The organism is Leucobacter sp. CX87 (genome assembly GCF_018682295.1).
Lineage (GTDB): Bacteria > Actinomycetota > Actinomycetes > Actinomycetales > Microbacteriaceae > Cx-87.
Genome location: NZ_JAFIRI010000005.1, coordinates 262,809 through 285,664, shown reverse-complemented (window position 1 = coordinate 285,664; position 22,856 = coordinate 262,809). Strand labels below are relative to the sequence as shown.

The following is a 22,856-nucleotide window of genomic DNA, read 5'->3' as shown; positions in this document are numbered from 1 at the left end:
AATAGTACGCACCGCACGCGCGTTGCTGCTTGTATGCAGCAGACCTCACTCACGGCAGACGCCGACTCAACGGGTCTGCCGGCCTCTCAGGCAATCAGCGATCGTGATACGGCGATCGAACGCGTCATTTCTAGCATCGACGCGCGGGTGCGTCGTCAGCATCGCATGACGATGCGTCCTGGAGAAGTGATCGCCATTCCGAAGAACGGTGTCACGCTCGTGTACGTGATCAAAGGGGCGCTCGGCATCGATGCACCGCCTGCTGGGTCGCCAGGGACTCCAGAACAGGTCACCGCCGGAGACGCGCTGATGTTCACCGGCCAGACTCGTCGCTCGCTGAGGGTCACCGATCACGCGTTCGTCCTCGTATCATCGCTCGACTTCACTGAGACCTCGACGCACATCTTGGATTTGCTTCCCGCGTCACTTTTCGTCCGAGACCTGCCGGGAAGTGACCCCGCGGTTGCGGCACTCGCGTCGTGGCTCGGCCCTGAGCTGGGCAGCGCAGAGCGAGATGAGGCCGACGGACGCCTCTCGCAAAAGAGCGGAAGCGCAGTCGTCTGCCGCATGATGGCAAACACCGTCATCGTCTCGGTCATACGCGCATGGGTCGTGCGGGGCTGCGCTCCGGAAGGTTGGCCATCGCTCACCAACGATCCCTACCTGGATCGCGTCGTCGATGCCATCCAAGCGGATCCCAGCCGAGAATGGACCCTCGACAGCCTTGCGCGTGCGGGGGCGATGTCGCGTTCAGTGTTCGCCGAACGCTTTCGCTCCGCCACAGGGAGCTCACCCGCGAACTACGTCGCCGAAGTACGAATTCGCGCTGCTCAAGGCCTCCTCGCCCGCGGCGGAGGGGTCTCAGAGGTCTCTCGAGCAATCGGCTACGCGTCCGATGACGGATTCAGTCGGGCCTTCCGGCGCCGCGTCGGCCAGACACCGTCCGCCTGGCGCACGAATGCGATGCGCACGGACGTGTAGTACACGTAGACGTGCATACGGGCATCAGGGACGAGTCCCCGATGCCCGTATGCACGTCTACTCAGCGAGCGAGCGGAGCGGCAGCGATCCGGTTCGAAACCCCAAACAGGATCGCGCCAACCAGCAGGATCAAGGCGCCGCCGGCGAACACCGGAGCGATCCCCAATGCATCAACGAGGATGCCGCCCACAGCGGCCGCAACCATGATCCCGCCCTGAAAACCGACGACGATGAGGCTGCCGCCCGCCTCAAGCAGGTCTGGCATCCGCTTCCCCGCCCAGGTGTTCGCGATGAGCAACCACGACGCGAAGAAGAATCCCCAGACGAACACCACTCCGCCAGTCGCCCACACCGAGCCCGCCGCGGCTACGACTCCGAGCAGCAGACCAGCAATGATCAGCGGCGTCAAGACGGCGAGCACGCGATAATTTCGATCCACGACGAGGCCGATTACCAGGTTGCCGATCAGGCCGCCGACCCCGAATAGCGCCAGCAGCACGACAATGGTGTCGGCGCCGACCGGGACACCCTGTTCGCTGACCCGCTCGAGCGCGACCCTCACGTACGTGTAGGCAAGGAAGTGGCCGGTGACGACGAGCGCATGGGCGATTACTCCAAGCCCAATCCCGGGGCGGCGGAGCGCGCCGAGCAAGAGTGACAGCGTCGCAGGGTGATCAGCGGGCACTCCCGGCAGCAACGTTCGCAACAGCACGGCGAGCACCAGGCTTGCGCCCGCCGCAACCCAGAACACCCCACGCCAGTCGATGAATTCGGCGAGCATCACTCCGAGGGGCACTCCCGCCACCGTGGCAAGCGAGACCCCCGCGGAGGTGAACATCACGGCCCGCCCCAACCGCTCCGGCCCCGCGAGCTTGGACGCTACCGTGATCGACATCGCCCAAAACCCGGAGATTGCGGCGCCCAACAAAAACCTGGCGACGATGACCAGCAAGAGGCCCGGGGCGACGGCGACAAGCGCATTCGAGACTGCTGCCGCAATTGCGATCCACACGAGCAGTGTTCGTCGGTTGAGGCGGGGGAACATGAGACCGACGGTTGGCGCAGCAAGCAACCCCGCGAACGCCGTGACCGTAACCATCTGTCCGGCCTGTCCGGAGCTAATGTCGAGTCCCTCAGCGATTCGGGTGAGCATTCCGCTGGGCAAAAACTCGGCCGTGACAAGCACGAAGCCCATGAGCGTCATGACGATCAGCGCGCCGTAGCGCGTCCGTTGGGGATTCGCCGAGGCCGGCAGAGCACCGTTGGGAATTGTGGGGGTCGGTGCAGTCGTTGTCATGGTTCCATGCTGCAGGCTAGCCGGAGCCTGCACCCGACTCCCCGTCCGATCCACCCGACACATCGTCTGGGCATCTCACCACCGGGCCATACGTCCGACGCACGGACAGCCGCCTACCTCCCCTCGAGCGCCCGGCTGATCCCTTCGAACAGGGCAGCATGCGCCCGGGTGTCGTCCATGGACGTGGGTGCCGGCGCCGTCGAGAACTTGGTGATGACGGTGTCGGTGCTTGGGTCCAGCCAGATGTACTGGCCGTGAATGCCGACTGCGTAGACGTTGCCACGCGCATTTCCCGTCGACCACCACTGGTTGCGGTACGACCCTCCGGGGAACACCGCGATTTTGGCACAGCCGAGCCACTTCTCGTGATCGCCCCCGGCCATCGTCTCAGCAACCCAGCGTTCAGAGATGACGCGTCGACCGTCGATCTGTCCGCCTCCCAGCATCAGCCGCCCCACTCGCGCAAGGTCCCTCGCGGTGCATGAGATGCCGGCGTTGGCGATCGCGCAGCCGCCCCGGTCGACCGCGATCCGCGCATCGGCGCTCGCCCCGAGGCGGGACCACAGTCGGTCCGACAGCACCTCGGCGTAGCGCAAACCAGTCACCGCCTCGATGATCCAGCCGAGCGCGTCGGTTGTCGCCGAGCAGTACTCGAACTTCTCACCGTGCTCCCGGCTGCGCCGCAACCGGCTCAGAAACTCGTAGGTGTCGCTCGCGTCGCCCGTAATCGGGGTGCGCCAGCCCGCGGCGCGATCCTGTGCCTGCACCTCCGAGCTCGAGTCGGTGTAGTCCTCGCTGTAGTCCGCAGCCGCCGTCATGTCCAAAAGCTCCCGCACCGTTGCGTCGCCGTACGCGCTGCCAACCAGTTCGGGGACGTACGTCTCGGCAGTTCGCGCAGGATCAATGAGGCCGTCGTCGATTAACGCCGCGACGGTGATCGAGCAGAGCGACTTCGAGACGCTCATCAGCAGGTGCGTGCTATCCGGGCCAAACCCCGCGGCGTAGTACTCAGCGACGATCGCGCCGCGATGCTCGACGACCAAGCCATCCGTGAACAGTGAGTCAAGGTGGCGCTCGAGGCCCGCTTCGTCGAGCCCTGGAACGGCGCCGGTGACGCGTCCGAGCCCGAGCGAGCGCGGCACATCTTCCTGGCGGGCGCGCGCTACCACGGCTGACGGCAGCAGCTCCTCAATGTGCCGAAATGCCCAACGGTTGTCAATCGGCAGCTGCCAGCTGTCGAGGGTCGGCGCTGCCGTCAGCCCGAGCGCGGCACGGCGCTGCTGAGGAACGGTGTGAAACGAAGCCGAATTGGTCACGATAGTGCGTCTCTTCCTGGAGGGGTATTCGTCGATACGGAGGGAGCTGGCTGCTCAGCGGGGTGCGGCGGCGTGTAGAGGGATCGCCCCGGGCGTCTCGGGCATTGCCGCGAGCAGCTGCTGGGTGTACTCGTGCCGCGGCGCAACGAGCACCTCGCTCGCCGGCCCCGACTCGACAAGCTGGCCCCGGCGCATGACCCCCACCTCGTCGCTCATGTAGCGCACGACATCAAGGTCGTGCGAGATGAGGAGGTAGCTCAGGTCGTGTTGGGCGCGCAGGTCTTGCAACAGATTCAGCACCTGTGCCTGCACCGAGACATCGAGCGCGCTCGTCGGCTCGTCGAGGACGAGCAGCCGGGGCCTCGTCGCGAGCGCCCGCGCGATGCCGACCCGCTGGCATTGCCCTCCAGAGAGCTGGTGCGGGTAGCGTGCCGCGTGCGTACGACTCAGCCCGACCTCGTCGAGCAGCTCGTCGACCCGCGCGGCGATCGCGCGCTTGCCGGAGCGGGTATGCGTTCGCAGTGGTTCCGCGATGGAATCGCGAATCGTCATTCGCGGGTTCAGCGCGGCCACCGGGTTTTGGAAGACCATTCCCGCAACGGCCCGCATGCGCCGCAGCTCCCCGCGGCTCATAGCCGAGACGTCGGCGCCCTCGATGATGCTGGTGCCGGACGTGACGTCGATGAGCCGCAGCGCGCAGCGCGCCACGGTCGACTTGCCCGACCCCGACTCCCCCACCAGTCCGAAGGTGGTGCCCTGCGTCACCGCGAAACTGACTCCGTCGACAGCCCGAGTCTCTCGCCCGCGGGCCGAGAACACTTTGACAACGTTTTCGACTTTCAGGATCTCGTTCATTTCTCTCCCACTCGAATGCAGGCCGCGCGGTGGTTCTGACTTGTTGGTACGTCCTCGAGCAGCGGATCGGTCGTCGCGCAGGCGGGGATCGCTATCGGGCAGCGCTCCGCAAAGGCGCAGCCCGTGATGCCGAGCAGTCGCGCAGGGACCGACCCGGCGATCGCGGTGAGCCGCTCGTCGCTGCGGTGCCTCGCGGGAAGCGCACCGAGCAGGCCTCGGGTATAGGGATGTGCCGGGCGCGCGAGCACCTCGGCGGCCACGCCGCTCTCGATCACTCGCCCTGCGTAGAGCACGGCGACCCGATCACAGACCTCGCGCACCACGCCAAGGTTGTGCGTGATGAGCATCACCCCGAAACCGAAGCGGTCCCGCAGAGAGAGCACGAGGTCGAGGATTTGTTTGGCGACCGTGACGTCGAGCGCAGTCGTCGGCTCGTCCAGAATAAGCAGCTGCGGTTCACACACGAGCGCCATCGCAATCATCGCGCGCTGCAGCATGCCGCCGGACAGCTCGTGCGCGTAGCTGTCGTATACGCGCTCCGGGTCGGGGAGACCCACCTGGCCGAGGTACTCGAGCGCTCGTGTCCGCCGCTCGGCGCGCGACAGACCGCGATGCCGGCGCACGACATCGTCCATCTGCGACCCCAGCGTGAAGACCGGGTTGAAGGCGGTGCCCGGGTTCTGAAACACAATTGAGATGGAATCCCCGCGCTGCGGGGAGGGTTCGCCCAACACCTGCGGGACGCCGCCCACAGTGATGCTGCCCTGGGGCCGCGCGCCGCTCGGCAGCAGGCCCAGTACGGCGAGGCCGGTCAGGCTCTTGCCGCAGCCAGTTTCGCCCACCACACCCAGGATCTCACCGGGCGCGATGCTCAGCGTGACGCCGCGAAGTGGCTGGTTCGTCACCTCGCCGCGTTCGACGAACTCAACGTGCAAGTCTTCAATTTCGAGAATCGCGTTCATCGCTTCACCTGCCTGGGGTCGAGAATGTCACGGAGCGAGTCGCCGAGCAGGTTAAAACCCAGCACGGTGATGAAGATGGCGAGGCCGGGGAAGGTCGAAATCCACCAGTGAGTGAAGATCGTCCCGCGCCCCTCGGCGACCATGAGCCCCCAGTCGGGCTCCGGCGGTTGCGCCCCGAGCCCGATAAACGCGAGCGAGCCGGCGGCGAGCACGACGGTGCCGACGTCCACCGTCGCCTGCACGAGCACCGGAGTCAACGAGTTGCGCAGAATATGCCGCAGCAGAATCCTCCAGGTCGGCACCCCGATGGAACGCGCGGCCTCGACGAAGGAGCGCTCCCGCAGCGAACGCGCCTCGGCGCGAATCAGGCGGGCGTACCAGGGCCACCACGAGATCGCGAGCGCGATTCCCGCATTGAGCAGACTCGGGCCGAGAATCGCCACCATCACCATCGCGAGCAGCAGCGGCGGGAAGGCCTGAAAAATCTCGGTGATGCGCATCAGGACGTTGTCGACCCAGCCACCCCGATAGCCTGCGATTGCGCCCAGCGGGATCCCGATGAGGGCTGCGAGGGCCACCACCCCGAGCGCGATCGACAGTGCCGGCTTCGCACCCAGCAGGATCCTGCTGAGGATGTCGCGCCCGAGCTGGTCGGTGCCGAGCCAGTGCTCGGGGCTGGACGCGAGGTTGCGGTTGGGCACGTTTGTCGCGCCGAGGCCCTCGAGCGGGTACGGGGCGATCCACTGACCGAAGACGGCTGCGAGCAGCACGAGAATGATCAGGACCGAGCCGAAGAGCGCGAGCCGGTCCTTCGACAGGATCCGAGAAATCCTCGTGAACGCACCCTGCCGCAGCGGGACAAAGTCGGGAAGCTTGGTCGAGGTCGTGAGCGGAGTACTCATACTGAGGCCCCCTTCCGGGTGAGGCGAACACGGGGATCGATACGCGCCTGGCACACGTCCACCACGAGGTTGGCGAGGAGGTAGCCAAGTGCCCCCAGCATGGTGATCGCCATGATCGCCGGATAGTCGACCGCCAGCATGGCGTTCGCGGCGAATTGCCCGATACCTGGCCAGTTAAAGACGATCTCGACGAAGAAGGTGCCCGTCAACGCGTAGGCCGCGGAGAGTCCGGCCACGGTGAGGGTGGGTGGGAGCGCGTTCTTGAGGGAGAGGCGCCAGCGGATGGAACGGTCGCGCAGCCCGTAGGCACGGGCGGTGAAGATGTACTCCTGGGACTGCACCTCAAGCATCGATGCCCGGGTCATGCGAGCGACAAGGCCCAGCGGATAGGCCGCAAGCGTCAGCATCGGGAGCACGAGGTGCGCCATCCCGTCCGACCAGGCCACCCAGTTGCCCGTGATCAGGCTGTCAAAGAGGGGAAATCCGGTCACCGACGTGATGGGGCTGACGTAGGCGAGCTCGGTGCTGAATTGCCCAGTCGCGGGCAAAATCCCAAGCCTGCCGACGAAGAGCACCTGCAGGAGCAGACCGAGCCAGAAGACCGGCATCGAGATGCCGCCGATGGCGAGAAAGCGGATCACTCCGTCGAGCGGGCCGCCGGGGCGGCGGGTCGCTAGGACGCCGAGCGCAACCCCGGCGACGAGCGCGAAGCTCATCGCCGCGAGGAGCAGCTCCAGCGTGGCGGGAAGGCGAGTTGCCAGCTCCAGTAGGACGGGACGCCGGGTCGACAGCGAGTTGCCCCAGTCGCCGCTGAGAAGCCCACCGAGGTAGTCGAAATACTGCATTGGCAGCGGGCGGTCGAACCCGAGCGCTTCGCGCACGCGCGCGAGTTCCTCCGGCGGGGCTTTCGGGCCGGCGAACACGACGGCCGGGTCGGACGGGATGACACGCGTCAGCACGAACACCACGATGGTGAGTGCCAGCAGCACGAACAGTGCGCTCCCGATCCTGGAGGCGAGAAAACGCCACATGATGATCTCCTGAGGTTGGTGCGGGGGCCGGCCTCCCGGCCCCCGCCGAGAGCCGCTAGGCCTTCGGTTTGATCGAAGCGAAGAAGGTCGTGAACGGGTAGTTCTCGTTGAACTCGCCCACCTCGAGATCACTCGGCACCACCATGACCGCCTCTGGGTCGTAGAGGAACGCGCCTGGCGCCTCGTCCACGAGCAGCGCCATCGCCTCTTCGTACTTCGCCTGCGCCGCCTCGCGGTCGCTGCCGGTCAACGTGCCGGCCTCGGCGAGCAGCGCCTCGTACTCGGCGTTCTGCCAGTAACTGAGGTTGAAGAACGGCTCCTCGGTGAACGCGAACAGCGAGTTCAGATTGTCGACACCGGCGTCGCTGTAGGTCGGCCAGTAGTAGACCACGAAGATGTCCTGCGCGCTCGCCGGGTCGGCCTTCGCGGTCTCCCACTGCTGGTTGAAGAGTTCAGCGCGGACGGTGAGGTCGACACCGATCTGTGCGAATGCGTCCTTGATGAGCGGAACGAATCGTGCCTCCGAGGGGTTCTCCGAGGCGTAGCTCAGGGTCAGCTCGAAGCCGTCGGACAGGCCCGCCTCGGCGAGCAGCTCCTTGGCCTTGTCGAGATCCTGCGTGTACTGCGGCACGTCCTCCGAGTACGGGAAGATGCCCTTGGGCACCGGGCCGTGCGACTGCGTGCCGTAGCCGTAGCCGCCGACCTCGATGAGGTCCTCATAGGGGATCGCGTAGCTCAGCGCCTGGCGCACGCGGACGTCGTCGAGCGGCGGACGCTCGGTGTTGAAGAACGCGAGGAAGTTGAACGGCGAGTTCGCGGTCTGCACCTCGGCACCCATGTCCTTGGCGACCGATTCGATGTTCTCCATCGGCAAGGTAGTCGCGAGGTCGATCTCTCCGGCGGTGAGCATCTGCTGCGCGGTCACCGCATCGGGGGTGATCGCGATGTTCACGGTCTCGTAGTACGGGGCGCCCTCGGCGTTCCAGTAGTCATCGTTTGCCTGGAGCACGACTTCCTTGCCCGGCGTGTAGTCAGCGACCTCGTAGGGGCCGGTGCCTGCGCTCAGGCCGTCGGCGAAGTAGTCCTCGTCGTCAGCCGAGGCCGCGAGCGCCTTCGGCGAGACGATCCAGGCGCCGTAGGTCGACGCCGCGATGAGGTCGGCGGGCGCCGCGTAGCTGAGCTGCATCACGACCGTGCGCTCGTCCGGGGTCTCGATGGACTCGAGCGGCGCCCAGATGAACGATGCGGCGGCATATTCCTTCGCGGCCTCGATGCTCTGCTTCACGGCCTCGGCGGTCACCGGTTCGCCGTCCTGGAACGTCACGCCCTCGCGCAGCGTGAACGTCCAGGTCTTGCCGTCTGCGCTCGACTCCCAGGACTCGGCAAGCACGGGGGTGAAGTCCTCCGCCGCACCTTCAGGGTTCTTCTTGAGCAGCGTCTCGTAGACGTTGCCGAGGTACAGCGCCTCGGTCGAGAAGGACCGCACGGGGTCCCAGGTGGTGATGGCAGCGGAGGCCGCGACCGACAGTACGGCGGGAGCATCGGCGCTCCCCCCGCCCTGTTTTGCGACGGTGCAACCGCTCATAGCGAGGGTGGCGGCGACGGCAAGCGCAAGTACGCTCGCTGCGGTTCTGGGCCGGATCGGGCGAACTTCCATGTTGACCTCCGAGGTGAGCGCCGCCGACGTTGGCTGGCATGCGAAAGCCTAGGGAAGCGGCGATATTCGCACAAATACTCAGATTCGATTACTCTGATGCCCAGGAGGCATCACATGGACCTACGTTTGCTCCGCTACTTCGCCGCAGTGTGCGAGGCAGGCTCGTTGCACGGCGCCGCCGACATCGTGCACGTGGCGCAGCCCTCGCTCAGCCGCCAGATTCGCGCTCTTGAGCAACAGCTCGGCTTTGCACTGTTTCACCGGGCGCCCCGCGGACTCGTACTCACCCCAGCCGGACGGGCGTTCCTGCCCGTGGCCGAGGACCTCCTGGTGCGGGCAGACCAGGCCACGTCGGCCGCGCGCACGATCGCGCAGGGGACCGTCTCGGGACTCACGGTCGTCGCCGCGTCGACAACCGTGACGGACATCGTGGCCCCGTTTGTCGCCGAGGCCGACCCCGACGGGGTGATCGGCAACGCGCTGGAGGCCACCCCTGAGCAGGTGTACGGGCACCTCTCGCGTGGCGAGGCCGATTTCGCGATCGGTACGCTCGCGCCGCCGAAGGAGTTGCGCTGGACCGTGCTCGGGCGGGCCTACATCTGGGCGATGATGCCGCCGGATCACCCGCGCGCCGCGCAGCCCAGCATCGACATGACGGAACTGGTGCGCGAGCCCCTCCTGGTCATGGACCGCGCGCATCGGGCGCGGCAGAGTTTTGACGTCGCCGTGTCGAACGCCGGACTGAGTTACACGATGGCGGTGGAGGTCTCAGCGCCGGCGCTCGCCCAGGGCCTCGCCGCGGCCGGGCGCGGCATCGCGGTACTTTCTGACGACCCGCGGTTTGGCCTCAGCACTGTACCGATCTCGACCGGATCCGGTGACCTCGCGATCACCTTGTACGGGGTCTGGGACGGAAGCCACTACGCGTCCGATTCCATCGAGCGTTGCCTCGAGGCACTAAGCACCTTTAACCAGCAGGTCTACCCGGCAATCAACCCGATCACCGAGCCACACCTGCGGGGGCTCGCGCCAGCCTAGGACTACGCCACTGGGCTTGCGACGATGATGTCGTTCTCGTCGAAGGTCATCGTCTCAAGGTTCAGGATGCAGGTGATCACGACCACTCGGCCGGGCACGTGCTCCCAGATGGGCTGCGCGCCAATGTCGGCCTTGTTGATCTCGAGCTTCTGTTCGACGACGTACTGCGCGCCGCGGTAGGCGAAGTGATCCCCAGCGACGAGCGCGCGAATGCCGTCTCCGGCGCAGCCGCCCTGCTCGCACGCGTGAGCGAGCAGGTAGTCGGTCCCGCCGTCCTCGGGGTACCCGTTCGCGGGGTCGACGATCTGCCAGAAACTCTCACCCTCGTCCGGCGGGTTCCAGACCTCGGAGTATGGCATGACCTGGGTCGTATCGATGACGACCTCGGCTGCCGGTGTGGGCGCGGGCGCGGGCGCCGGAGTCGCCTGGGGTGTCGGGGTCGCGGTGATGGTGGAGGTCGGCTTCGGCGCCGCCTCACCCACGGGTTCACTGAAGACCCCCATCAACGCGGCCGTCGTGAATCCCCCGGCAACTAGGAGGACCAGCCCACCTGCGGTGAACCATTTCCAGTGCCGTCGAAGGCTGGTGGTGAGCGTCATGTGCGTTCCTGAGTTATCGTGCCGCGAAAAAAGAACGGCGGCTCCTCGGGCATCGAGAAGCCGCCGTCAGTACCTGCAGTCTAGGCGTCCTTAATGCCGGTCTGCACCGAGACCGGGGGCTTCGGCTTGCCCGTCGCAGGCGGGGTGACCTCGCTCGAGCAGCCGGTGCCGAACGAGTAGGTATTGCCGGCAAACGTGATCGAGTTGACGATGGCTCCGTCCGAGCCGGTCATACCCACGCCGAGGATCTCGAATACGTCGTTGTACTGGTCGATATCACTCTGCATGGACGCAAGCAGATCCTGCGTATCGCCGCCATTGAAATACTCACTCGAGTCCGTCAGCTCCATGCCACTCAACGTGTGCACACCCGGGCCGAAGCCGGCCAGGTTGTACACCGTGGTGAACTCTTCGAGCTCGTGTTCTGCGCCCTCGCCGCCCTCGTAGTAAATGAAAGTGGGAAGTTGAATAGTCACGTCGCCCTGTGCGACATCGATCGAAATCGAATCAATCAAAGCCTGCAGGCTCGCGGTACCGCTCGCGGCGTTCGCAGTCGGGCGCCCGTCTACCGGGAAACCCTTGAGCAGCTGCGTCACGTCTGCCGTTCCGACCGACGGCAGGAACGACACCGAGCAGGCGTTGAACGTCAGGCTGTCCGAAACCGGGACGCCCGGGTCCTCCGTGTTCCCGATGTGCCACGTGTCGTAGTTATACCCGGGGGCACCCTCAGCGCCGTTCTCGAACCCAGCGACGTCGTTCGGCCCCACCACGGATCCGGCCGCGGTGGCGGGCGAAAGCCCGGTGAAAGTCAGTGCGGCAACTGCCAGTGCGGCAAAGCCGAATCGCAAGCCCGTGATGCGCTTCGTCATGTACGTTCCTCTTCATTGAAGTGTCTTGACCGACAAACTCGGCAAGCCCCGAATTCAGGCACATTCGCCAGAGTTGGATGTGATCCAAAGTTAATCTATGTCAGATGTTGGGGGATGGCAAATTCACCGTCCAGTCATGGCGCACAACACAAAACGGCCCGGATCGAAATTCTCGATCCGGGCCGTTTTCGTGAGGACACGTTACGCGAGTCGCGCCTGCAGGTTCTCGTCGATCGTCGCGAGGAACTCCTCGGTCGTCTGGTAGCCCTGCTCGGGGCCGACCAACGCAGCGAGGTCCTTCGTCATCTTGCCCGACTCAACCGACTTGATGACGACGTCTTCAAGGGTGAGCGCGAACTCAATGAGGGCCTGGTTCCCGTCGAGCTTGCCGCGGTGCGCGAGGCCGCGCGTCCAGGCGAAGATCGAAGCGATCGGGTTCGTCGAGGTGGGCTTGCCCTGCTGGTGCTGGCGATAGTGACGCGTGACGGTACCGTGCGCCGCCTCAGCCTCGACGACCTTTCCGTCAGGCGTCGCCAGCACTGAGGTCATGAGGCCGAGCGAGCCGAAGCCCTGGGCAACGGTGTCGGACTGCACATCGCCGTCGTAGTTCTTGCACGCCCAGACGTAGCCGCCCTCCCACTTCATGGCCGAAGCGACCATGTCGTCAATGAGGCGGTGCTCGTAGGTGAGGCCCGCGGCCTCGAACTGCGGCTTGAACTCGGCGTCGTAAATCTCCTGGAAGATGTCCTTGAAACGACCGTCGTAGGCCTTCAGGATCGTGTTCTTCGTCGAGAGGTAGACCGGGTAGTTGCGGCTCAACCCGTAGTTCAGCGAGGCGCGCGCAAAGTCGCGGATCGAGGCGTCAAGGTTGTACTGCACCTGGGCGATTCCGTCACCCGGCGACTGGAAGACCTCGAACTTCTGCGGCTCCGAGCCGTCCTCGGGCGTGAACTCCACCGTGAGAGTTCCCTTGCCCGCGAAGCGGAAGTCGGTCGCACGGTACTGGTCACCGAACGCGTGGCGGCCGATGATGATCGGCTTGTTCCAACCGGGCACGAGGCGCGGGATGTTCGAGATGATGATCGGCTCGCGGAAGATCACGCCGCCGAGAATGTTGCGGATGGTGCCGTTCGGGCTCTTCCACATCTTCTTGAGGCCGAACTCTTCGACGCGGGCCTCGTCTGGGGTGATGGTGGCGCACTTCACACCAACACCGTGCTTCTGAATCGCGTGTGCCGCGTCAATCGTGACCTGATCGTCCGTCGCGTCGCGGTGCTCGATGCCCAGGTCGTAGTACTCGAGGGTCAGGTCGAGGTAGGGGTGGATCAGGCGATCCTTGATGAACTGCCAGATAATGCGGGTCATCTCGTCGCCATCGAGCTCGACTACTGTGCCTTCAACCTTGATCTTCGCCAAAGCAACTCCAGATTCTTATCGCTCCTCCGGGCCCGGTGGGACCCTCGGGTAGTCTACCCTGCCTTCCGTAAAGTACTTCGACGTCGAGATAAATGCGGTTGAATCTGCGGCGCCCACCAGGGAGTTGCCCGAACGGTATTGCGAATCGGCGCGGGTCAGCTAGCCTGAGAGCATGAGCCAGCTACGACTAGAAGAACTGTCGGCGGCAACGATCGTCGCGGTGAACTCGCTCGGCCTGAAGCCGGGCCAGGAGTGGTTCGTCACGCCGGTCTCGTATTCGGCAGCGGCGGCGGTCATTCCCGTCGGTTCCACCTGGCAACGCGTCATCCTCAGCGAAGAGCGCGTCGTCGGCTTCATTCACGGCAACTTCGACCCCGATGCTGCGCAGGAGGAGTTCCGCGCGGCGCTCTGGCGCATCAACGTCGACGCCAACGCCCAGGGCATGGGCGTGGGTCGATTCGCAGTCGAGGCCATCAAAGACGAGGCCCGCAGCCGCGGCGTGAGCCGCCTCACGGTCATCTGGGAGCAGGGCGAGGCCGGCCCCGAGGAGTTCTTCCTTCGCGTCGGGTTCACTCCCATCGGCGAGACCCAGTACGGCGAGATCATCGGAGCGATCGAACTCTGAACGCAGCACCCACGCTCGGCCGCGGCACACTCGCTTCGGTCGGGTCGTCCCTCAGTTTTGGCGCGCTCTTTTTCTTCATGCCATTGCTCGCCCCCATGTCGGGCGAGGGCCTCTGGGCAATCCGCTCGCTGGTTGCCGTCCCCAGCATCATCCTGGTTGTCATTCTCTTGCGAGATTGGCACCAGGTTGACGCGCTGTGGCGCAGGATCCGGCAGAAGCCGGTTCTCGCACTGGGGCTGCTCGCCTGCGGGCTCATGCTGGCCGCCCAGATCTGGGTATTTGGTTGGGCCCCGGTGTACGGACGCGGGCTGCAGGTGGCTCTGGGATACTTCCTGCTGCCCCTCGTGCTCGTGGTGGTCGGCCGCCTGCTGTACCGCGACCGTCTCGCCTGGTGGCAGTGGCTCGCGGCGGGGGTGGCCGCGATCGGTGTCGTCGCCGAGATCATCCGCGTCGGCGGCATCTCCTGGGAGACGCTGCTCGTCGCCCTCGGCTACCCCGTCTACTTCATCGTGCGGCGGTGGCTTGGTTTCAATAACATGGGCGGCACCGTCGGGGAACAGGTCATCGTATTACCGATCGCGATCTACTTCGTCGTCGTTGAGATCGTTGACGGCCGAGCGTTGCGCGAGAACCCGGCCATCTGGTGGCTCGGACCGATCATCGGCGTGGTCGCCTCACTGGCGCTCTTGCTCTACTTGATCGCCTCAAAACTGCTTCCCCTCAGCACGTTTGGCCTGCTCAGCTATCTCGAGCCGGCGCTGCTCATGATCGCGGCGCTGATGCTCGGCGAGGCGATCGCTCCCGAGGAGTACACCACTTACGCTGCCATCTGGGTCGCCGTCCTCATCGTCATTATCGGCGGCGTCGTCCAGCTGGCAAGGAGCCGCAAGCCACTTGCCTGATACCCCCCGGGGGCATATGGTACAGGGAGTGGCTCAGTCACTTTTGCCGCAGTTTTCACGGAAGGTCACCGCAGTGCACGGCTACTCGGATCACAAGAATGAGCTCCTCAAGCGGCTTCGTCGCGCCGAAGGCCAGGTGCGCGGGATCCACCGCATGATCGAGGAGGACACGTACTGTATCGACGTGCTCACCCAGGTGTCTGCGGCGACCAAGGCGCTTGAGCGGGTCGCCCTTGAACTGCTCGACGACCACCTCAGCCACTGCGTCGCCGAGGCCGCCCGCGAGGGGGGCGAGGTCGCCGACGAGAAGCTGAAAGAGGCCTCGGCCGCGATCGCTCGCCTGGTCCGCTAGCCTCACTACCCGGCAGAATCCGCCCGCTCGGCGAGACCGGTCATGGCCTCGAGCACGAGTAGCGCCGCTAAGCGGACCGTGCGGCCGTCCGCCGAGTCGGCCGTCGCGTCGATCTCTGCGAGATCGAACGACGCGACGCGGGCATCCCGCGCCAGGAGTCGTGTCATTCGGCGCAGCTCTGCGGCAGAAATTCCGCCCGGCACCGCGGCTGGGCACGCCGGCACCACCGCGCGGTCGCAGACGTCGACGTCGAGGTCGACGTGGATCGGACCGTCACCGTCCCCCGCGATCGCGAGCGCCTCGGCCACGATCTCTCTGAGTGGTCGGTCGAAAAGTTCGTCGCGGTGGATCACCCGAATGCCGAGGTCGCGCGCGCGGTCGCGATATGCCCGGGAGTTCGCGAAGTCGGCGATGCCGATTTGGACGATACGACGCGGGTCAAGGCCGGCCTCGACCAGGCGACGAACGGGCGATCCGTTGCTCCGCCCATCGCGCAAATCGTGGTGCGCGTCGAGGGTGATCAGCCCACCCACCCCGATTGCGCCAGCAGCCAACGCCGCCGAATCAAGCTGCGCTCCGAGCACGCCTCGAGCGGCGGGCACCGTGAGCGAGTTGTCGCCACCGAGCGCGATCACGAGGCGGGAGTCGCGAGCGAGTGCGGCAATCGCTGCGGTTGCCGCCAGCTCACCCTCCACACTGTCGGGGTCTGCGAGGTCTCCCGCGTCGCGAATACTCAGCACCTGGCTGAGTTCGAGCTGCGCCTCCTCACCCCGCACCCCCGGGGTGCCGGGCGCGACCGCATGGCCCGAGTAGCGCCGGAGGGCCTGCCGAATTGCGGCGGGGGTCTCGTGCGCGTTCGTCGCCGAGATTGAGGTGCGCGACGTCGGTACCCCGACAATCACCACGTCCACGGCCTCGCCGCCAAGCGGGGCGGCCCAACTGCCGGCGCGCGGCCAGAGCGGGTCGACCGGAAGCCCGGGGGCCACGCTGGTCGTCGCCGGGGTGAAAGCGGGCGCCGGGGAGGAGGAGGGGAAAGACGATTGGTCGACCATATCTCGACGCTAGACGGCTCAGGCGCCGAGAAACAGCGCACCGATTGAGTCGCGTCCGGGATACCAGACAGTAGTGACTCGTGGCCGCTGCCCTGCACGCCGTCAATGCGGTGCAATCAGAGCATGAGCACTCTCACAACCGTCACCCTCGGCGAATCTCCCCTCAGCATCGACGATGTGGTCGCGGTTGCGCGTCACGACGCAGCCGTTGTCCTCGGCGATCGCGCCCGCCACCGTATCTCCGCAGCCCGGGCCGTCATCGAGACGCTCGCGAACGACTCGCGCCCGCACTACGGCGTCTCGACCGGCTTCGGGGCGCTCGCAAAGGTGCAGATCCCCGCGGAGAAGCGCGCGCAGCTGCAGCGGTCCCTCGTCCGCTCACACGCCGCCGGCACCGGGGCCGAGGTCGAGCGGGAGGTCGTGCGTGCCCTAATGCTCCTGCGTCTCAACACGCTCGCGAGCGGCCACACGGGCGTGCGCCTCGAAACCGCTGAAACCTATGCCGCGGTACTCAACGCCGGAATCACCCCGGTCGTGCACGAGTACGGCTCGCTCGGCTGCTCGGGCGATCTCTCCCCCCTCGCGCACTGCGCCCTCTCGGTGATGGGCGAGGGCGACGTTCGCCTCCCGGACGGATCCCCCGCCTCTGCCGCAACCGCCCTCTCCGCAGCGGGCATTGTCCCCGTCGTACTCGCCGAAAAAGAAGGCCTCGCCCTCATCAATGGCACGGACGGCATGCTCGGCATGCTGTGCCTCGCCCTCCACGACCTGGGACAGCTCTTCCGGGTTGCCGACGTCGCCGCAGCGGCAAGCGTCGAGGCGCTGACCGGCACCGACTCGGTGTTCGCTGCCGAGCTACACACGATTCGACCCCACCCCGGTCAGGCAGCGTCCGCCGCCAACATGGCCAAGGTACTCGCCGGTTCCGGCCTCATTCAGCGCCCGACCGAGGGCGAGTTCACCCGCGTGCAGGACGCGTACTCGTTGCGCTGCTCCCCGCAGGTGCACGGCGCCGCCCGCGATACCGCCGCGCATGCCGCGAGCGTCGCCGCAATTGAGCTGCGCTCGGCGATCGACAACCCCGTCGTGCTCGACGACGGCCGGGTCGAGTCGAACGGAAACTTCCATGGCGCCCCGGTCGGCTACGTGCTCGACTTCCTCGCGATCGCCGTCGCCGATGTCGCGAGCATCTCCGAGCGGCGCACCGACCGCTTCCTCGACACGGCCCGCAACCATGGGCTGCCACCCTTCCTCGCGGCAGACCCAGGCCTCGACTCGGGCCTCATGATTGCGCAGTACACCGCGGCCGGCATCGTCTCGGAACTGAAGCGACTCGCGACGCCGGCCTCGGTCGACTCCATCCCGTCCTCTGCCATGCAGGAGGACCACGTGTCTATGGGATGGGCTGCTGGCAGAAAGCTGCGTCGCTCGGTCGACGGGCTTGCGCGCGTGCTCGGCATCGAACTGCTCGCGTCCACCCGGGCACTCGATTTCCGTGAGGCGGCAGGTGCGGGCACCCCGGCACCGGCAACGCAGGCCCTGCACGGCCTGTTCCGCACCCGCATTTCGGCCCCCGACACCGACGCCTTCCTCTCCCCCGACATCAACACGGCGCACGAGTTTGTCCGCTCGGGCGCAGTGCTCGATACGGTGGAGGGGGCGATCGACGCCCTTCGGTAGTCAGCGATGAGGGGAAGTACGGTGACCGCACCCGCAAAGGTTCCCGCGGCCGACCACACGCTGCGCATCCTGAAACTCCTAGCCGCCTCCCGCGGGCCACTTCCCGCGAGCATGATTGCCACCCAGCTGGAGCTCCCGCGTTCCACCGTGTACCACCTGCTCGAGGCCCTGCAGCAGCACGGTTTCGTGATGCACCTCGCCGAGGAGCGCCGCTACGGGCTCGGGCTTGCTGCGGTCGAGCTGAGCTCGGCGTACGCCCGGCAGGATCCGCTCGCCCGACTCGGCAAGCCGCTGCTCGCGGCGCTCGTCGACCGGATCCGGGTGAGCGCACACCTCGCGCTGCTGCACGGAAGCGACGTGCTGTACATCGTGGAGGAGCGCGCTCCGGGGTCACCGGCACTCGTGACGGGGGTCGACGTCCGGCTGCCTGCGCACCTGACGGCTTCAGGGCGCGCGATCCTGTCGGCCATGCCGCGCGCGCAGGTGCGGGCGCTCTACCCGGGCGCCGATGCGTTCGTGCACCGCGATGGTCATTCGGACACGATCGACCGCTACTCGAGGTTGCGCGCCGTGCTCGACGAGACCATCGCCCGGGGATTTGCCATCGAGGAGGGCGCGATCACGCCGGGGTTCTCGTCGATCGCGCAGCCGGTACTCGATCACCGGGGCTGGCCGGTCGCGGGCCTCGCGATCACGTTCCCCTCCGACTCCTTGCCTGTGGATCGCTGGGAGCAGCTCGCTGCCGCCGTCGGCGAGGCCGCGCTGACACTCTCGACACGGATCCACGGACGCCGCGCCGAGAGCTGACCGGCACGCGTCGCGCCGCGGGGCCCTATGCGCCGCGCGCCGCGGTGAGCTGAAATTCGACCTGACCACTCGGCTCGACCGCAACAAAGCCCAGATTCGGAGCTTCAACTCCAAAGTCTGCGAAGGTGATCGGAATCGACCCGGCAATCTCGGCAGAGGTTCCGTCGCTCTTCACTTGCACATCGAAGGTGACCGGGCGCGAAACCCCCGCAAGGGTCAGCGTGCCGGCGGCAGCGGTCTGTACGATTTCGTTCGCGCCCGGGGCAGCGTCGAGCGTGACCGCCTCAGTGAGGGTAAACACTGCGGTCGGGAACTCGCCCACTCGCATTGCTTGATCGCGGAAGTATGCGTCACGGTTGTCACTGTCCGTCGCAATTGACGCGACGTCAACCGTGAGTTCGGCCGCCTCGAGGGTCAGGCCCGAGTCTCCGATCATGAACGTGCCGCTGACGTCGCTCGTGCGGCCGGTGACGGTGACGGGGGTCCCGTTCAGCACCTCGTTCACTCGATACCCGGCCTCTGATCCGTCGCCCACGATCCAGCTGCCAGCCAGGGCCGACGGATCCAGTTCTGTGGACGCAGTCTCTTGCCCAGCACCATTGCTCCCCACTGAGGGGGCCTCGGCCGCCGGGGCTGAGATGAAGTCTCGGTAGATGACCGGACCTGCGATGGCCGCCACCGCGCCGAGCACCAGGACGCAGATGCCCGAGACAATGAGTACTTTCCGAGATGTGTTCATGCTGCCCTAGGCGGTGAGCACGCCTGAAAACTCTGGCGTGTAGGCGGCCGACAACAGGATCGGGAGATGGTCCGAGGTGCCGCGTGCGAGGGTGCGCACGCTGCCGATGTCAAAGCCCACTGAGGTCGCGAAGTCAAAGTGTCCGCGGAAGAACTTGTAGCGAGTGTAGGTGCGGCGGTCACTGAGCGAGAGTTTGAAGCCGGCATCCTTCACGTGCGCGTGCAGGCCGCCCTTGAACACCGGGTAGTTAAAGTCGCCGATCATGATGGTGGGCAGCTCAGGGCCGAGCTCTCCAAGCTCTGCGAGCGCCGCGCTGATCTGGTGCCGGCGGAGCGAGTTCGAGGCGGTGAGGGGCGCCGCGTGGAATGAAGCGGCAACGAGCTCCCGGCCCGTCTCATGGTCGAGTAGACGCGTGCCGAGCAGCCGCTCGTGAGCGGGCGCGAGCACCCGGTCGTGCAGCGACTTCTTCAGGGCAACCGTGCGGGTTTCGATCGTCTCAAAGCGCTCGTCGCTGACGTACAACGCAAGACCCAGTCGATTCTGCTCGGTTGCGCCCGCGAGGCGCAGGTGCCCGAGCGTGGTGGGGAGGGAAAGCGGGTCAGCCTCCTGCAGACAGAGAATGTCGCTGCGGTGGCGTTCTGCCAAAGCGTGGACCTCGCCGAGCGCGCGATTCTTGCGCAGGTTATAGCTGATGACCTTCATGGTCCCCCTCTGTCAGCGGATGAACTGCCCGCCCACTCACACTAGGCTTTCGCGGCCGCAAACGCACTGACTGTCAGAGAACTCTCTGCCCCGCTCGCCATACGGCGTACGTCAGCGGCATACCGGGGCGGTATGCAAGGTGCGTGACCGACGGCGCATCCAACAGCTGCAGGTCCGCTCGGGCGCCCTCCGCGATGATTCCTCGTGCCGGGCCGTGCGCGCCCGCGCGATCGAACCCCAGCGCGGCCGCGCCGCCCAGGGTAGCGGCGCGCACCGCCTCGGGGACGGTCAGCCCCATTTGGAGCACGGCTGTCGCGACGCCGAACCCCATTGACGAGGTGTACGACGTGCCGGGGTTGCAGTTCGAGGCGATCGCGAGCACCGCGCCGGCATCGATCAGGCGGCGCGCGGGGGCGAGCGGCATGCGCGTGGACAGGTCGCAGGCGGGAAGCACCGTGGCGACCGTGCCGCGCGTTCCGTTCGCCCAAGAGCCAGCGATCGCATCGACGTCGGCGTCGCTCAGAAAACCGAGGTGGTCGACACTCAGCGAGCCGTACTCGACCGCGAGCCGTGCACCCGGGCCCTCGCCCAGCTGATTGCCGTGTACTCGGGTCGCCAGCCCCTTCTCCACCGCGCTCTCGAGCACCTGACGGGTCGCGGCCTCATCGAACGCTCCCCGCTCGCAGAACACATCGACCGCACTCACGTGCGGGGCGATCGCGTCGAGCATGTCGCCCGTGACGAGGTCGAGGTACGCCGCAGGGTCGGCCCCGGCCGGGACGAGGTGCGCCCCCAGGAACGTGACCGCGTCGACGTGCCGCCCGGCGATTCGGGCCGAACGAACCTCGTCCTCGACAGTCAGCCCGTAGCCCGTCTTCGTCTCGAGAGTGGTCGTACCCCCGCGCCGTGCCTCGCCCACGAGCCGCACGAGATTCGCTTCGAGCTCGGCGTCGCTCGCGGCCCGAGTGGCATTGACGGTGACGTTGATGCCGCCAGCGGCATACGACTCGCCCGCCATGCGTGCCTCAAACTCCGCGGTGCGGTCGCCCGCGAAGACCAGGTGCGTGTGGGAGTCCACCCAGCCCGGCAGCGCCGCGCGTCCCCCGCCGTCGACGCGGTGATCGGCGGCCGGAGCGTCCGCCTCAGCACCTACCCAGGCAATCCGGTCACCCTCGAACACGACGGCAGCGCCGCGTAGGCGCCCGCCGTTCGCTTCGTCGTTCGTGGTGAGCTCGGCGATGCCCGTGATCAGCGTGCTGCTGGCGTCCGCGCCGGCCGAGTCACTCACTGTGCGACGCCCGCCGCGGCGCGTGCGGACGCGCCACCGTCACGCACAACGGGCTCCATCGGGATCCGGACCCCACGCTCGGCCGCAACGTCGACTGCGCGCTGGTAGCCGGCGTCGACGTGGCGGATCACGCCCATGCCCGGGTCGTTCGTGAGCAGGCGCTCGAGCTTTTCGGCGGCGAGAGCGGTGCCGTCGGCAACGCTCACCTGGCCCGAGTGGATGGAGCGGCCGATGCCGACGCCGCCGCCGTGGTGCAGCGACACCCAGGTCGCGCCCGAGGCGGTCGCCGTGAGGGCATTGAGCAGCGGCCAGTCAGCGATCGCGTCCGAGCCATCAACCATGCCCTCGGTCTCGCGATAGGGAGACGCGACCGAGCCCGAATCGAGGTGATCGCGGCCGATCACGATCGGCGCCTTGAGCTTGCCCTCGGCTACCAACTCGTTGAACTTCACGGCCGCGCGGGCGCGCTCGCCGTACCCAAGCCAGCAGATGCGGGCGGGGAGGCCCTCGAACTCGACCCGATCCTGCGCGGCCCGGATCCAGCGGTGCAGGTGCTCGTTCTCGGGGAAGAGCTCGAGGATCGCCTCGTCGGTGACGCGGATGTCCTCGGGGTCTCCCGAGAGTGCGGCCCAGCGGAACGGGCCGAGGCCCTCGCAGAAGAGCGGGCGAATGTAGGCCGGGACGAAGCCGGGGAACTCGAACGCACGGTCGTAGCCGCCCTGGCGGGCCTCATCGCGGATCGAGTTGCCGTAGTCGAAAACCTCGGCGCCCGCGTCTTGAAACTCGACCATGGCCTGCACCTGTGCGGCCATCGCGGCACGGGCGGCGAGCGTGAAGCCCTCGGGGTCGGTGGCCGCGCGATCCTGCCACTCGGCGACCGTGTACCCGATCGGCAGGTATGCGAGGGGGTCGTGCGCGCTCGTTTGATCGGTCACGATGTCGAACGTCACCTCGCCAGCGTTGTGGCGGCGAAGGAGCTCGGGAAACACCTCCGCGGCGTTGCCGACGAGGCCCACCGAGAGACCGCGTCGTTCGGCCTTTGCCTGGTTGACCCGGGCAATCGCGTCGTCGATGTCAGTGGCGAGCTCGTCCAGATAGCGTTTGCCGATGCGGCGCTGCAGCCGGGTCTCGTCGACGTCGACGATCAGGCACGCGCCGTCGTTCATGGTCACCGCGAGTGGCTGGGCGCCGCCCATGCCGCCGCACCCGCCGGTCAGCGTCAGTGTGCCGGCGAGGGTGCCGTCGAACTGCGCGCCGCGCTGCTCGGCCAGGAACTTGCGCCCGATGGCCGCGAACGTCTCGAAGGTGCCCTGCAGGATCCCCTGGGTGCCGATGTAGATCCACGAGCCGGCGGTCATCTGGCCGTACATCATGAGGCCCTCGGCCTCGAGCTTGCGAAACTCGGGCCAATTCGCCCAGTCGCCGACCAGGTTGGAGTTTGCGAGGATGACGCGCGGAGCCCAGACGTTCGTGCGGAACACCCCGACCGGCTTGCCCGACTGGACGAGCAGCGTCTCGTCGTCCTCGAGATCGCGGAGCGTGTCGACGATCGCGTCGTACGCGGCCCAGCTGCGCGCGGCGCGGCCGGTACCACCGTAGACGACGAGGTCGTCGGGTCGCTCGGCCACCTCGGGGTCGAGGTTGTTCATGAGCATGCGCAGCGGCGCTTCGGTCTGCCAGCTCTTCGCTGAGATCTCGGTGCCGCGGGCTGCGCGGACGGGACGGGCTCCGGGGAGTGCCATTGACGGCGTCCTTTCGTTGGGTACTGTCCCTATTGCATCGTGCC

The 22,856-nt window shown here is 66.7% G+C and carries 22 protein-coding genes; 7 read left to right on the top strand and 15 right to left on the bottom strand.

Annotated features, from left to right (window positions below):
* The first annotated feature begins 33 nt into the window (after window positions 1-33).
* Window positions 34-981 (top strand): helix-turn-helix domain-containing protein, encoded by a 948-nt coding sequence (locus KOE53_RS08450; RefSeq protein WP_188058140.1) that lies wholly within the window; start codon window positions 34-36, stop codon window positions 979-981.
* Window positions 982-1,042: 61 nt separating this feature from the next.
* Here KOE53_RS08450 and KOE53_RS08445 read toward each other — a convergent pair whose 3' ends face one another.
* The 7 genes from KOE53_RS08445 to KOE53_RS08415 all read right to left on the bottom strand — a co-directional run bounded on the left by KOE53_RS08445 (window position 1,043) and on the right by KOE53_RS08415 (window position 9,001).
* Complete coding sequence (locus KOE53_RS08445) at window positions 1,043-2,278, bottom strand: MFS transporter (RefSeq protein WP_188058139.1); 1,236 nt, start codon at window positions 2,276-2,278, stop codon at window positions 1,043-1,045.
* 113 nt (window positions 2,279-2,391) lie between these two features.
* The gene (locus KOE53_RS08440; protein WP_188058138.1) at window positions 2,392-3,594 is read right to left on the bottom strand and encodes a serine hydrolase domain-containing protein; all 1,203 of its coding nucleotides are present in this window, start codon (window positions 3,592-3,594) and stop codon (window positions 2,392-2,394) included.
* 54 nt (window positions 3,595-3,648) lie between these two features.
* Window positions 3,649-4,449, bottom strand: a complete 801-nt coding sequence (locus tag KOE53_RS08435) for an ATP-binding cassette domain-containing protein (protein ID WP_188058137.1) — start codon at window positions 4,447-4,449, stop codon at window positions 3,649-3,651.
* Window positions 4,446-5,411, bottom strand: a complete 966-nt coding sequence (locus KOE53_RS08430) for an ABC transporter ATP-binding protein (RefSeq protein ID WP_188058136.1) — start codon at window positions 5,409-5,411, stop codon at window positions 4,446-4,448. Before KOE53_RS08430 ends, KOE53_RS08435 begins: the two co-directional genes overlap by 4 nt.
* On the bottom strand, window positions 5,408-6,313 hold the full coding sequence (locus KOE53_RS08425) for an ABC transporter permease (protein ID WP_188058135.1): 906 nt from the start codon (window positions 6,311-6,313) through the stop codon (window positions 5,408-5,410). The genes KOE53_RS08430 and KOE53_RS08425 overlap by 4 nt, the downstream gene beginning before the upstream one ends.
* Window positions 6,310-7,344 carry an ABC transporter permease gene (locus KOE53_RS08420; protein WP_188058134.1) on the bottom strand — a complete coding sequence of 345 codons (1,035 nt, stop codon included), beginning with the start codon at window positions 7,342-7,344 and terminating at the stop codon, window positions 6,310-6,312. Before KOE53_RS08420 ends, KOE53_RS08425 begins: the two co-directional genes overlap by 4 nt.
* Before the next feature lie 55 nt (window positions 7,345-7,399).
* Window positions 7,400-9,001 (bottom strand): ABC transporter substrate-binding protein, encoded by a 1,602-nt coding sequence (locus KOE53_RS08415; RefSeq protein WP_188058133.1) that lies wholly within the window; start codon window positions 8,999-9,001, stop codon window positions 7,400-7,402.
* Window positions 9,002-9,115: 114 nt separating this feature from the next.
* Between KOE53_RS08415 and KOE53_RS08410 the strand changes: the two genes are divergently transcribed.
* Complete coding sequence (locus tag KOE53_RS08410) at window positions 9,116-10,039, top strand: LysR family transcriptional regulator (protein WP_188058132.1); 924 nt, start codon at window positions 9,116-9,118, stop codon at window positions 10,037-10,039.
* A gap of 2 nt (window positions 10,040-10,041) precedes the next feature.
* Here KOE53_RS08410 and KOE53_RS08405 read toward each other — a convergent pair whose 3' ends face one another.
* The 3 genes from KOE53_RS08405 to KOE53_RS08395 form a co-directional block, all read right to left on the bottom strand.
* Window positions 10,042-10,638: a hypothetical protein gene (locus KOE53_RS08405; RefSeq protein WP_188058131.1), complete on the bottom strand. Its 597-nt coding sequence runs from the start codon at window positions 10,636-10,638 to the stop codon at window positions 10,042-10,044.
* An 80-nt stretch (window positions 10,639-10,718) separates the two neighbouring features.
* Entirely contained in the window at window positions 10,719-11,507 is a 789-nt protein-coding gene (locus tag KOE53_RS08400) for a hypothetical protein (RefSeq protein WP_188058130.1), read from the bottom strand.
* Window positions 11,508-11,708: 201 nt separating this feature from the next.
* Window positions 11,709-12,923: an NADP-dependent isocitrate dehydrogenase gene (locus tag KOE53_RS08395; protein WP_188046594.1), complete on the bottom strand. Its 1,215-nt coding sequence runs from the start codon at window positions 12,921-12,923 to the stop codon at window positions 11,709-11,711.
* A gap of 172 nt (window positions 12,924-13,095) precedes the next feature.
* Between KOE53_RS08395 and KOE53_RS08390 the strand changes: the two genes are divergently transcribed.
* The 3 genes from KOE53_RS08390 to KOE53_RS08380 are packed head-to-tail and all read left to right on the top strand — an operon-like array spanning window position 13,096 to window position 14,802.
* A complete protein-coding gene (locus KOE53_RS08390; RefSeq protein WP_188046595.1) occupies window positions 13,096-13,548 on the top strand; it encodes a GNAT family N-acetyltransferase in 453 nt (150 codons plus the stop codon).
* Window positions 13,545-14,450 carry an EamA family transporter RarD gene (gene rarD, locus KOE53_RS08385; protein WP_188058246.1) on the top strand — a complete coding sequence of 302 codons (906 nt, stop codon included), beginning with the start codon at window positions 13,545-13,547 and terminating at the stop codon, window positions 14,448-14,450. The genes KOE53_RS08390 and rarD overlap by 4 nt, the downstream gene beginning before the upstream one ends.
* 16 nt (window positions 14,451-14,466) lie before the next feature.
* Window positions 14,467-14,802 (top strand): metal-sensitive transcriptional regulator, encoded by a 336-nt coding sequence (locus KOE53_RS08380; protein WP_188046632.1) that lies wholly within the window; start codon window positions 14,467-14,469, stop codon window positions 14,800-14,802.
* 5 nt (window positions 14,803-14,807) lie between these two features.
* Here the strand turns inward: KOE53_RS08380 and KOE53_RS08375 are convergent, their stop codons facing one another.
* Window positions 14,808-15,854: an arginase family protein gene (locus KOE53_RS08375; RefSeq protein ID WP_188058129.1), complete on the bottom strand. Its 1,047-nt coding sequence runs from the start codon at window positions 15,852-15,854 to the stop codon at window positions 14,808-14,810.
* Window positions 15,855-15,977: 123 nt separating this feature from the next.
* On the opposite strand from KOE53_RS08375, the gene hutH reads away from it, so the two are divergent.
* Both hutH and KOE53_RS08365 read left to right on the top strand, forming a co-directional pair.
* The gene (hutH, locus tag KOE53_RS08370; protein ID WP_188046597.1) at window positions 15,978-17,534 is read left to right on the top strand and encodes a histidine ammonia-lyase; all 1,557 of its coding nucleotides are present in this window, start codon (window positions 15,978-15,980) and stop codon (window positions 17,532-17,534) included.
* Between the two features lie 6 nt (window positions 17,535-17,540).
* A complete protein-coding gene (locus tag KOE53_RS08365; protein ID WP_188058128.1) occupies window positions 17,541-18,341 on the top strand; it encodes an IclR family transcriptional regulator in 801 nt (266 codons plus the stop codon).
* Window positions 18,342-18,366: 25 nt separating this feature from the next.
* On the opposite strand, the gene KOE53_RS08360 is transcribed toward KOE53_RS08365, so the two are convergent.
* From KOE53_RS08360 to hutU, 4 genes are all read right to left on the bottom strand, one after another.
* A complete protein-coding gene (locus KOE53_RS08360) occupies window positions 18,367-19,080 on the bottom strand; it encodes a YceI family protein (RefSeq protein WP_188058127.1) in 714 nt (237 codons plus the stop codon).
* A 6-nt stretch (window positions 19,081-19,086) separates the two neighbouring features.
* Window positions 19,087-19,782: an endonuclease/exonuclease/phosphatase family protein gene (locus tag KOE53_RS08355; RefSeq protein ID WP_188058126.1), complete on the bottom strand. Its 696-nt coding sequence runs from the start codon at window positions 19,780-19,782 to the stop codon at window positions 19,087-19,089.
* A gap of 73 nt (window positions 19,783-19,855) precedes the next feature.
* Window positions 19,856-21,070 carry an imidazolonepropionase gene (hutI, locus tag KOE53_RS08350; protein ID WP_188058125.1) on the bottom strand — a complete coding sequence of 405 codons (1,215 nt, stop codon included), beginning with the start codon at window positions 21,068-21,070 and terminating at the stop codon, window positions 19,856-19,858.
* Window positions 21,067-22,812: a urocanate hydratase gene (gene hutU, locus KOE53_RS08345; protein WP_188058124.1), complete on the bottom strand. Its 1,746-nt coding sequence runs from the start codon at window positions 22,810-22,812 to the stop codon at window positions 21,067-21,069. Before hutU ends, hutI begins: the two co-directional genes overlap by 4 nt.
* Window positions 22,813-22,856: the final 44 nt, after the last annotated feature.

Excerpts from the sequence above, each read along its gene's own strand:
- KOE53_RS08450 (WP_188058140.1), top strand. The coding sequence starts at position 34 with ATGCAGCAGACCTCACTCACGGCAGACGCCGACTCAACGGGTCTGCCG.
- KOE53_RS08445 (WP_188058139.1), bottom strand. The coding sequence starts at position 2,278 with ATGACAACGACTGCACCGACCCCCACAATTCCCAACGGTGCTCTGCCG.
- KOE53_RS08435 (WP_188058137.1), bottom strand. The coding sequence starts at position 4,449 with ATGAACGAGATCCTGAAAGTCGAAAACGTTGTCAAAGTGTTCTCGGCC.
- KOE53_RS08430 (WP_188058136.1), bottom strand. The coding sequence starts at position 5,411 with ATGAACGCGATTCTCGAAATTGAAGACTTGCACGTTGAGTTCGTCGAA.
- KOE53_RS08425 (WP_188058135.1), bottom strand. The coding sequence starts at position 6,313 with ATGAGTACTCCGCTCACGACCTCGACCAAGCTTCCCGACTTTGTCCCG.
- KOE53_RS08420 (WP_188058134.1), bottom strand. The coding sequence starts at position 7,344 with ATGTGGCGTTTTCTCGCCTCCAGGATCGGGAGCGCACTGTTCGTGCTG.
- KOE53_RS08415 (WP_188058133.1), bottom strand. The coding sequence starts at position 9,001 with ATGGAAGTTCGCCCGATCCGGCCCAGAACCGCAGCGAGCGTACTTGCG.
- KOE53_RS08410 (WP_188058132.1), top strand. The coding sequence starts at position 9,116 with ATGGACCTACGTTTGCTCCGCTACTTCGCCGCAGTGTGCGAGGCAGGC.
- KOE53_RS08405 (WP_188058131.1), bottom strand. The coding sequence starts at position 10,638 with ATGACGCTCACCACCAGCCTTCGACGGCACTGGAAATGGTTCACCGCA.
- KOE53_RS08400 (WP_188058130.1), bottom strand. The coding sequence starts at position 11,507 with ATGACGAAGCGCATCACGGGCTTGCGATTCGGCTTTGCCGCACTGGCA.
- KOE53_RS08390 (WP_188046595.1), top strand. The coding sequence starts at position 13,096 with ATGAGCCAGCTACGACTAGAAGAACTGTCGGCGGCAACGATCGTCGCG.
- KOE53_RS08380 (WP_188046632.1), top strand. The coding sequence starts at position 14,467 with ATGGTACAGGGAGTGGCTCAGTCACTTTTGCCGCAGTTTTCACGGAAG.
- KOE53_RS08375 (WP_188058129.1), bottom strand. The coding sequence starts at position 15,854 with ATGGTCGACCAATCGTCTTTCCCCTCCTCCTCCCCGGCGCCCGCTTTC.
- hutH (WP_188046597.1), top strand. The coding sequence starts at position 15,978 with ATGAGCACTCTCACAACCGTCACCCTCGGCGAATCTCCCCTCAGCATC.
- KOE53_RS08365 (WP_188058128.1), top strand. The coding sequence starts at position 17,541 with ATGAGGGGAAGTACGGTGACCGCACCCGCAAAGGTTCCCGCGGCCGAC.
- KOE53_RS08360 (WP_188058127.1), bottom strand. The coding sequence starts at position 19,080 with ATGAACACATCTCGGAAAGTACTCATTGTCTCGGGCATCTGCGTCCTG.
- KOE53_RS08355 (WP_188058126.1), bottom strand. The coding sequence starts at position 19,782 with ATGAAGGTCATCAGCTATAACCTGCGCAAGAATCGCGCGCTCGGCGAG.
- hutU (WP_188058124.1), bottom strand. The coding sequence starts at position 22,812 with ATGGCACTCCCCGGAGCCCGTCCCGTCCGCGCAGCCCGCGGCACCGAG.